Consider the following 584-nt stretch of genomic DNA (forward strand, 5'->3'; position numbering starts at 1 on the left):
TCTTATTATCGTTGGAAGAAGAATCTGATGAAAGATAACCCTAAATACCATTTAGAAAAACAAATCGGCACGTTGTGCCGAGAACACAAGTATCGATATGGCTATCGGAAAATCACAGCCATATTAAAAAAGGGAATGCGTATGAATCATAAAACGGTTCAGCGCATTATGCAGAAGAATCAGTGGCAATGCCGGGTTAAGGTGAAAAAGCGCAAGAAGAATGGGCAGCCATATGCCGTGGCCGAGAATATATTGGATCGGAACTTTCAGTCTGATCGCCCTCTGGAAAAGCTAGTAACGGATATCACATATTTGCCTTATGGGCAGAAACAATTGTATCTTTCCAGTATATTGGATTTATACAATGGAGAAGTGATTGCTTTTACGATTGGCGATAGACAGGACACAGACTTTGTCTTACACACACTTGATCAGCTGCCCGCACTGCCAGAGAACTGTGTGTTACATAGTGACCAAGGTTCTGTTTATACATCTTATGAGTATCAGAAAGCTGTTAAAACAAAAGGCATTACCATGAGCATGTCCCGCAAAGGGACGCCCGCTGATAATGCCTCCATCGAATC

1 protein-coding gene is annotated in these 584 nt (G+C 42.0%); it reads left to right on the forward strand.

Features of this window, described 5'->3' with window-relative positions; all coding sequences use genetic code 11:
• Window positions 1–584, forward strand: a 584-nt coding sequence (locus tag AC3WTF_RS19270) for an IS3 family transposase (RefSeq protein ID WP_492314344.1), incomplete at both ends; no start/stop codon positions are given.

The organism is Bacillus sp. EB106-06-01-XG163 (genome assembly GCF_058791615.1).